Origin of the sequence: Desulfovibrio inopinatus DSM 10711 (assembly GCF_000429305.1) — a bacterium.
GTDB classification, from domain to species: Bacteria; Desulfobacterota; Desulfovibrionia; order Desulfovibrionales; family Desulfovibrionaceae; genus Alteridesulfovibrio; species Alteridesulfovibrio inopinatus.
Genome location: NZ_AUBP01000002.1, coordinates 505719 through 514364 on the forward strand (window position 1 = coordinate 505719; position 8646 = coordinate 514364).

An 8646-nucleotide genomic window follows, 5' to 3' on the forward strand; every position below is an offset into this window, starting at 1 on the left:
TGATGATGACTGAGCGTACTGATACCTCGTTTTTGCGTTACACTTCATCAAGCGCCGCAAGCAAAGCGGAAGCTTCCACCGGCTTGGGTACCGTGGCACGGACGAGATACCAAACCTCGCTCCGATCCTGGGGGACCGGACCGGCTGTGAGCAATATACACGGCATGTCCGGACGAATCCGTTTGATCTGGCGGAAGAATTCAAGTCCATCCATACGTCGCATGAACTCGGTTGCGATGACAACATCAAAGGATTGAGGGGATTGCGTGCATTCACGCAGTGCAATGTCGGCATCCGTGTGTGCTCTGGCCGCACATCCGTTTCTCTCCAGTGTCATCGCTAACGACGCGAGCACTTTGGGATCATTGTCCACAAGCAAAATACGCCTGCAGACTTGGACCTGGCTGGATTCCGTTGCAGACCAGGTGCGTTCCGGGGTGGGAGTTTCCACCAATGGTAAATTCAATGTGAACGTGGTTCCCGGTCCATCGGTATTATCGTGAAAGGTGACTTCGCCGCCAAGGACGCGGATGATATCACGCGTCTCGGCGAGGCCCATCCCTGTTCCTTCCCCTGGATTTTTTGTGGTGAAAAACGGATCAAAGACACGATGTCGAATGGCAGGAGGAATGCCTGGGCCTGTATCGGAGATACGGACGATGACTCGTTTGTTCGGACGTTTTCCTTCCGTTGGAGGTTCGTCTTCCTCTTGTATGCTGATGGTCATGGTGCCGCCAGCATTTCCCATGGCTTGAGCCGCATTCATGAAGACATTCATTAATGCTTGGTGCAATCGAACCGGATCGGCCAGCACCATGTCACGCCCTCGAGCCGTATTGAAGACAACCTGGACTCTGGGAGGAAACGCGCTGTCAAGCAAGTGTAATGTTTCTCGGACGAGGGACCCCACGTGTATGACGATGCGTTTTCCGAATTTTGACCGGCTATAGTCCAGAATTTGGCGAATAAGCTCACGTGCTCGGGTGGCTGAGAGGTATATGTCGGCCAAAAGGACGTGTTCCGGGTCGTTCGCTGTGTGGTTGTGAAGCATGCGATCAACATTAAGCAGGACGGGCGTCAATATATTGTTGAAATCGTGTGCTATGCCGGTAGCGAGTGTCCCAAGCGCTTCCATCTTTTGTGCGTGGTGAAGCCGATTGGCCAAGTCGAGTTCGCCGGTGACATCACGAAACATGGCAACAATGGCTTTTTTCGGTTCCTCAACGGCACGTGCCGGAGAGAGGGAGGCTGCCAGAATGAAAAATGCGCCGTCATCACGCCAAAATGTCAAGCGCCCGGACCAGTTGGTTTTACTGGTCAAAGCCGATTGCATCGAGAGCAGAAGATCACTGTCGTTGTGTTCGCTCGAAAAGAGCGGAGGAACGACTCCGATGCCATCCTGTTCCCGCATGCCGGTCAGACTCCAATAGGCCGTATTGGCGAAGATAACCGCCAATTTCGTGTCCAGAACGGCGACGGCTTCCGAGACATCCATGATGATCCGTCGGAGAAATTCGCTGTCGTGGCAATGATTGTGAACGTCCATACGTTTGTATAGCGTTTCTTGACGCAACAACCAAGACCCGACTTGACATTGTGCACCAAGAAGAGAACAACAAATCGCTACTGGTATGAGGAGATGACGCAGGTGAGCAGGCTTTCTCCCCCTGCCGGGTTTCTCATGACCCCGCCCCTACGTTCGGCACTGGTCGGCGTCGCCACAAACACATCAGCATGAAGTCGAGGCGGACTTGAAAATTATTGATACGCTTTCTTCGAATCGTCCTTTTATTTCCCTTGAATTTTTTCCACCAAAGTCCAAAGAAGGGCATCCAGCCTTTTTTGCGGCCGCATCGCGTTTGACGACTATTTCTCCCGCTTTTGTCTCCGTGACATACGGTGCGGGAGGCGGGTCACAAGATGCGACATTGGATATTGCGCAGGCGCTGCAAAATGATCATGGATTCGAGACCATGGCGCACCTTACGTGTGTTGGTGCCGATGAAGCTCGCATCAATGAATTTCTTGATGCCTTAAGCGCTCGAGGGGTTTCCAATGTACTCGCGTTGCGTGGAGACCCACCCGAAGGACAGGATGAATTCATCCCGGACAATGAACGCTTTAAACATGCATCCGATCTTGTTGACTATATCAAACGTGTTCGGCCGGATTTCGGTGTGGCTGCGGCCGCTTATCCCGAATGTCACCCTGAATCGGAGTCGGTACGTTCCGACCTTGAATGGACAAAGGTGAAGGCAAGCAAAGGTGTGGATTTCTTTGTCTCGCAGCTTTTTTTCGACAATCGTGCGTATTTCGACTTTGTTCAGCGGTTACGCGGCATGAATGTTGAAGCGCCGGTTATTCCCGGTATTTTGCCTATCCTCAGTTTGGGATCCATTCGGCGTATTTTGAGTTTGTGCGGAGCGGCGATCCCAGGACGACTTTATCTTGACCTGGAAAAAGCCCACAATGAAGGCGGCAACGATGCGGTTCGAGCGCTCGGAATTAATCATGCCGTCAAGCAAGCACAGCACTTACTCGATAACGGTGCTCCCGGTATTCATCTGTATACACTTAATCAGGCCGATGCCTGCCTGGAGATTGTCGACAGATTGTCGTTGTAGGCTCATGTCGTCATAGCGTGCAGCATGCGATCTCTATCGCGTGGTGAAAAGAGTGCGGTGACTTTGGGAAAGGCGTGTTCCATACGCCTGACCGGAGATGTAATCACCGCGCTCTTTTTTATTGTGTTCCTGTGGGATCGTCTTGAGAAAGATTTTTTTGAAAAATAGCGTTATGTCGAAGGAACGCTTCTCGTGACGATGTGAAAGTGGCCTTTTTTATGCACGAGAATGCCTTTGATCTTTGGGTGTCGTATAATGATAAAATGTGGAAATTTGGCCTGATGCAAGAGGAGTCATTGAGCGTATGCGTTTTGAGACACCGTTTCTTCCCGATCCTGATTTCACGAGCTTTTTGGTCGATATCAAAGATCATCTATCGGCTGTCCATTTCAGACTGTATGTGCCGGGGCTGGCTGACGCACGAAGCGCATCGGATGGTTTTGACGGGAAGACATTGGTTGAGCAATTGCGTCGACTCGACGGCGTGCCCCAATATGGTTTGCTCAATGCTCGCTTTCATCATCCGGATATCTATACCAACACAACATATCTCGACCGTATCGCCGATCACGTGCAACGACTCAAGGATGATGCGGGTCTTGTTGGTCTTGTGGCGACGGACTTTTACTTGCTCAAGGCGCTTGCTCGACATCAACCGGATCTGGTGACCGGAGTACGCCTTACACCAAGTGTCAATTGTGCCATTACAACGGTTCAAGAACTTGTTTCATACGTTGAAACGGCAACCCGCTATGGATTTGCCCGACCGGTGCGATATGTCGTGGACCGTCGTCTTAATCGACAACCACAGAAGCTGGACGAGCTGGCTCGCCAGGTCGATTCGATCTATCCCGGCATGGCGCTCGTCCTTTTGGCCAATGAAGGCTGCCTCGCAGATTGTCCTTATCGACTGACGCATGAAGCGCAGATCGCTCTTGCTTCGTTTCCTGGCGCTCCAGACCCTATGGTCACTGTTGCGCGTCGTTTGGGATGCTTGGAGGATATCTCCAACACTCCCGGTCTGATATTGTCTTCTCCGTTTATTCGTCCCGAAGATGTTCAGCATCTTCCTGCGAGCGTGGCAGAACTCAAACTCTGCGGACGAACCCGAGGACCGAACCGGTTGCGTCAGATCATTCAGGCGTATTTGGACGGAGCGTGGAAAGGAAATCTGTTCGAGCTGCTCGATGCCCCTGAAGCCTTGGCACGAACACATTTCATAGAGAACGCCGCATTGCCTGAAGAATATTACAGTACCACAACGCAATGTTCGAAGCTTTGTTCTTCATGTGGGTATTGTGATGCTCTTGCCAAGGCCTTGCTTGTTCGTCTGCCCCCGGATTTGTCCCAATGGGATGGGTGAGCTAAAGACGTTCATTAGAATGGTTGATATAACCCCATTGTCGTCATTGAAGTTTTACTGCACCAAACGAAAAGAAGTGGGAACGTGCTTGGGAGCTTCTGACCATGCTCATCCTTGCATAGCTCGTTGCTCCATAAGGACAATCTGATAGAGGTTCTTCGCTTGTGCGAAGGAGTCAAACATCTTCAAAGGCAAAAATGTTCCTTTATCCGTTGCCTTACTGACCTCATCTCTCAGCTCAGGAACTGCTGTCATACACGCCTCCTTCCGAAAGCTCTGCGAATACATCGGTGTACTCATTGAGAGAAGTATGTTTGACAGATCCAATAAGGTGGGGGAAGCTCAGAAAGATACATTGCGGCTCATCGTGATGGACATTATCCAAAATACGAGAACAGGCCAACGCAAACTCGGCACATAACTGACCAACTCTTGAGGCATTCTGTCATCGCCTGTTATAGCAACTTGAGGTATACCATGCTAAAGAGATGCCTGCGATTTGGATTTATAGCGCTTTTCTGCATCATACTTATCCTACTGTTTCGTTACTGCACTCATAATGAGCAAGTAAAATATTCTGAACAACACGAATCTTTACTTGAAGTCACTCATAACGTAACGCACTATTCAAATTCAGTAATTCTTCAGCAACTTGCTAAAGAGCAAGACAACGATCTCTTAAATAAACTGCTCGTTGTGTCGAAAGCTTTGCTTGACCCGGATAACGGAATCTCGATCAATAAAATCTCCCCCGATACGTTTATGATCTACGACATGCTAGAGACAGCCCGTCTTGGTTTCCTATCAACCATTGGTCTTTCACCAGTGCAGAAATTGACGATACAGAGGTGGCATGAAAAGTATATGCAGACCAATCCTGCAGATGTATTTTTTGCTCCTTCAGCAAGCGAAATTATTGCTACCCGGGCGGCTTTTGGATGCACTCACTATGCGAGGGCTTTCATGGCTGTTGTCAAAGCATTGGAACTTCTCAGCAATCCTGAGGATATTCGCTATGTCATTTCATCTAAAGCTGACGACTATAACCAAGCTATGGAGAACCAAGATCTTAGCGCGACGATCAATGGGCACCAATTCGTTATCGTCAGAATCGACTCACAATGGATTGCGATTAACACCTCCAAAGGAGAGAGTACGCCATTACCTGTAGGGTTTGATCCCGACTCCGTTGCACCTCCTCACAATATTCCCATACGGTTCCAATCCTATCCAGATATTGTTTTTCTTATTAGAAAGATAGGCACGAATTGGGATGATAGTTGCGGAGACAATTCGCTTTCAGCCCTCATGAACATATCGCGTTCAGGCGCTTCTGACAGATCGGCGTTTCTTTGGGATACCTTTGCAGTGAAGAAATAATCCATTCCTGGATATTGCAGGAGATGAAGAATCGATGGGGGACCACCCTGTCTTGGCTATAATGCCCCTATGTGGGAATCTCGAGGGGGACTTCACCTGGAGAATACCGCGAATGCACGATGTTTCCGTCTTGCCTTTGGATGATAACGCAATGATATATTAGAGTTTTTAATGTGAAATCCAGGAGCAATCCGACGACAGTATTCTTATTGCTCTTGAAAATATGGGCTATCCTCTCCTGGGGATGACGTTTATATTTCTTGTCTCGCTTTGTTGTGGGCGGTGTTTGTCGAGTCGAATTCTTCGTTCTTTGTTTTCATTATTTTTTTGTTCAATACTGGTGGATTCTGCGCACTGGTAGAGCTATATGGAATGAACCTTGAGTGTCGGTATGAGGTTCTTTCCATTTCGGTAGATTGAGTTGGCTTAATTGTTTCTGGTATTCTGCTGAGTTTTCCTTTTCATCGTCTGGTGAGAAAAAGGTGGACTGTGGAGAGCGGCGTCGTGAGAGAAGGGAGAAATGGTAGAGCTGATATTGTCTTTTAGGCAGGTTGTTCTCTCCCTGTAATATCATTAATACGTTGTGACATTTTTCTTGCTCCATTGTTTGATTGCGCAACGGCAGGTAACAATATTTTATGAAAACTGTTTTTGTTACGGTAAGCTGGATCTTGTTGAGTTTTGCGACCTTTTCTCATGCAGGGTTGTATCCGTTTGCAGACTCCAAAAGTGGTCTCTACGGATATCGAGATACGGCTACACAAACCGTTTTACCTCCGATGTACGTTATTGCCTGGACGTTTTCCCAATATAATGTGGCGTTCGCAGTGGATGACGCCGGATGGGCGCTTATTGATCTACATGGCGATGTGTTGTTGCGTCCGTATGTGTTTGATAATGGTCCTGACGAGTTTCATGATGGGTTGGCTCGGTTTGTCCACAATGGAAAAATCGGTTTTTTCAATGAAAAAGGCGAGATTGTCATTCCCGCCCAATTTGATTTTGCCCAACCCTTTTCCGATGGGATAAGTGCTGTATGCTTTGGCTGCACGGCACAGCGTGACGGGGAGCATACGTATCATTCTGGTGGTACCTGGACGCGCATCGATGCCCAGGGCCGAGAAGTACCCGGCGTGCGATAGCCGAGAATCAATCATTCCTCCAGGAGAAGACTGAGTATCGACGTCGGCATTGGCATGTCGGATGATGGCGTCGTACTATTGAGTGCGGCTACGGCAGCAGCCAGCGCGTTGAGGTATTCTCCCATGGTTTTGGAAAGCGGGCTGATTTCGTCGCGACAGCGTAACAACCCGTACGCGGCCGTCTCATAGGCAAGCTGTTGCATGACGGAATCTTTTTCCGCAATGGCAACTTCGGCAAGAATGGACGAAACAACCGCTTTGCCTGTGTCATAGAGGTATGGTTCGGAAGCATCCGGATTATAGGAGACTGATGTGAGACTCCCGCCGATTCTGCCGTTTTGCCATGAGACGAGAAGTGTGTTCGGCCAGTTTGATGCTGGCGTTCCGTCTCCGGCGACATGGGATCCATAGTTGGCAATGGTCCGTGCCCACGCTGTGCGTACCGACTTCGGGGTCAGTGCGGGATCGCCGCCGGCTTCGTTGTTCGTATCGAGCATGAGCAGCCGCATGGCTCGCATGTCGTAGAGAGAGGCCATCCACAATTGATCCGACTCAAGTGATCCCGAATCATTGATCTGACTGAACCCATCAAACCAGAACCCGTAGTCCGTATTTTGGCTTACAGCCTGGACGTACTGTTGTGTCACGGCACGGCCGAGATTGGCTCGAAAATCATCGAGATAGCTGGAATCATCGCTTGCCAGACCGACAAATCGGAAAGTCAGGTTCCATTGTGTGGCCACTCGCCCCGTGAGGTTGGCCCATTCGTCGACCGGCGCATCATGGGGACCACAGACCGCGTCAGGACGTTTAGAGCAAACATAGTCGCGCATGGATGATGCACCGCGGGTGAGAGTATCCACCACGGTGCTATCCCCTGTAAGCCAGTAATAGAGATAGAGATTGTCAAAATAGGCGTGAGAGCTGTTGAAGTCCTCCCTGTATCCGCCGTATCCGGCTGGAGCCTGGCCACAATAAAAATAATCATCGCTTGGAGAACACTGCATAATTTGGGTGTGGAGCATGCGGAGTGCACCAGGAAAGGAGAGTTCGTCGAGCAGCGTTACATCTCCATTCCGCATGGCGGCCGTCGTCGCTGTTGCCACGGTGTTATGATAATCCGTCCAGGACGCGCACCAATACGCTGTGTCGGAATCGTCGCCGGGAGTCGGGTCGTCGCAATCGATTTCATCTCCGTACAAATCGGTTCCCCAGAATCGGGGATACAGACCAAATGTCATGAGCCCTGCGATACCCTTCTCATCGATTTTTTCCAATGTGAGGTCCATGACGTCGTCACTGAGATCGGCAAACGTGCCTCCAAGGCCGGTTCGCGTGGCGGGAAATGGCGGAACTGCTCCGGAATCGGCAAACCATGTTGCATCTGGCCAAGGGCGTAAGGGGTGGTTGCGCGGTGCGGTCACAAGTGATTCCACCGTTGCTGCATCAGGTTGGGAAGCAAAGATAGCAACAGCCATGTCGGCAAACATCCCTTGACGTTGACCGAGCCAAACAGAATCGTCGGCGGTGTCCACGGCTGCATCACCACTGGATAAAAGACGTAATGCTTGGGGCTCGTATCGATGCATATGGTTGAGCGCCAAGGCCAGTGCTCCCGTGTCACCTGCAATGACCAGTGAGGCCGCGTCGGCTTTGCTTCCCGTTGCGTGCTGTCCATCGGGCGTGTCCATTTCGTAGAATACCGCTTCGTGTCGAGAAGTGCGTTTGCGTTGACGTATTGCCGCCTCTTGTCCTGTTGTGAGCAACGCATGCAGGCCGGCATCATTGTGAGTGGCTTTAAGATTGATCGCCGTGGCTGTGAATCCTGGGGTGAGGCTATGACGTACTTTGTTGAGCCGAACGGCATTAATGAGTCGGGCCTGAAATACTCCCAGTGGGTTGAATTTTCTTAACAATCCTCTCTGTACAATGTAGTATTCTCGACCAGGAAATGCAGAAACCACGCAGAAAACCGGTCGAAACGATGCAACATTTGGCGGGAGAATCATGAGGGCGAAACCCAAGAAACAGCCGCAGGGGACTTTTCTCTATCCGGATCTTTTGGACCAGCTCAACCCGAAAGACCCGCTTCTTCAACTGGCCAATAGAATCCCTTGGGAGCGGTTCGAAAAGGAGT

The 8646-nt window shown here is 50.2% G+C and carries 7 protein-coding genes; 4 read left to right on the forward strand and 3 right to left on the reverse strand.

Annotation, left to right across the window (positions count from 1 at the left end; all coding sequences use genetic code 11):
• Nucleotides 1-37: 37 nt before the first annotated feature.
• Nucleotides 38-1546, reverse strand: coding sequence for an ATP-binding protein (locus G451_RS32315; protein WP_084448369.1), 1509 nt, complete (start codon nt 1544-1546; stop codon nt 38-40).
• 205 nt (nt 1547-1751) lie between these two features.
• Here G451_RS32315 and metF point away from each other — a divergent pair, with 205 nt between their 5' ends.
• Both metF and G451_RS32320 read left to right on the forward strand, forming a co-directional pair.
• A complete protein-coding gene (gene metF / locus G451_RS0104520) occupies nt 1752-2624 on the forward strand; it encodes a methylenetetrahydrofolate reductase [NAD(P)H] (protein ID WP_027183321.1) in 873 nt (290 codons plus the stop codon).
• Between the two features lie 304 nt (nt 2625-2928).
• Entirely contained in the window at nt 2929-3987 is a 1059-nt protein-coding gene (locus G451_RS32320; protein ID WP_051261134.1) for a hypothetical protein, read from the forward strand.
• Between the two features lie 108 nt (nt 3988-4095).
• Here G451_RS32320 and G451_RS34050 read toward each other — a convergent pair whose 3' ends face one another.
• Entirely contained in the window at nt 4096-4242 is a 147-nt protein-coding gene (locus G451_RS34050) for a hypothetical protein (protein ID WP_156921511.1), read from the reverse strand.
• A gap of 222 nt (nt 4243-4464) precedes the next feature.
• Here G451_RS34050 and G451_RS27610 point away from each other — a divergent pair, with 222 nt between their 5' ends.
• Both G451_RS27610 and G451_RS27615 read left to right on the forward strand, forming a co-directional pair.
• The gene (locus G451_RS27610) at nt 4465-5367 is read left to right on the forward strand and encodes a hypothetical protein (protein WP_156921512.1); all 903 of its coding nucleotides are present in this window, start codon (nt 4465-4467) and stop codon (nt 5365-5367) included.
• Nucleotides 5368-6005: 638 nt separating this feature from the next.
• On the forward strand, nt 6006-6509 hold the full coding sequence (locus tag G451_RS27615) for a WG repeat-containing protein (protein WP_051261135.1): 504 nt from the start codon (nt 6006-6008) through the stop codon (nt 6507-6509).
• Nucleotides 6510-6520: 11 nt separating this feature from the next.
• Here G451_RS27615 and G451_RS0104560 read toward each other — a convergent pair whose 3' ends face one another.
• A complete protein-coding gene (locus tag G451_RS0104560; protein ID WP_027183322.1) occupies nt 6521-8518 on the reverse strand; it encodes a hypothetical protein in 1998 nt (665 codons plus the stop codon).
• Nucleotides 8519-8646: the final 128 nt, after the last annotated feature.

Bases quoted from the DNA above. Each gene is read 5' to 3' on its own strand.
- G451_RS32315 (WP_084448369.1), bottom strand. From the start codon at position 1,546: ATGGACGTTCACAATCATTGCCACGACAGCGAATTTCTCCGACGGATC.
- G451_RS32320 (WP_051261134.1), top strand. From the start codon at position 2,929: ATGCGTTTTGAGACACCGTTTCTTCCCGATCCTGATTTCACGAGCTTT.
- G451_RS34050 (WP_156921511.1), bottom strand. From the start codon at position 4,242: ATGACAGCAGTTCCTGAGCTGAGAGATGAGGTCAGTAAGGCAACGGAT.
- G451_RS27610 (WP_156921512.1), top strand. From the start codon at position 4,465: ATGCTAAAGAGATGCCTGCGATTTGGATTTATAGCGCTTTTCTGCATC.
- G451_RS27615 (WP_051261135.1), top strand. From the start codon at position 6,006: ATGAAAACTGTTTTTGTTACGGTAAGCTGGATCTTGTTGAGTTTTGCG.
- G451_RS0104560 (WP_027183322.1), bottom strand. From the start codon at position 8,518: ATGATTCTCCCGCCAAATGTTGCATCGTTTCGACCGGTTTTCTGCGTG.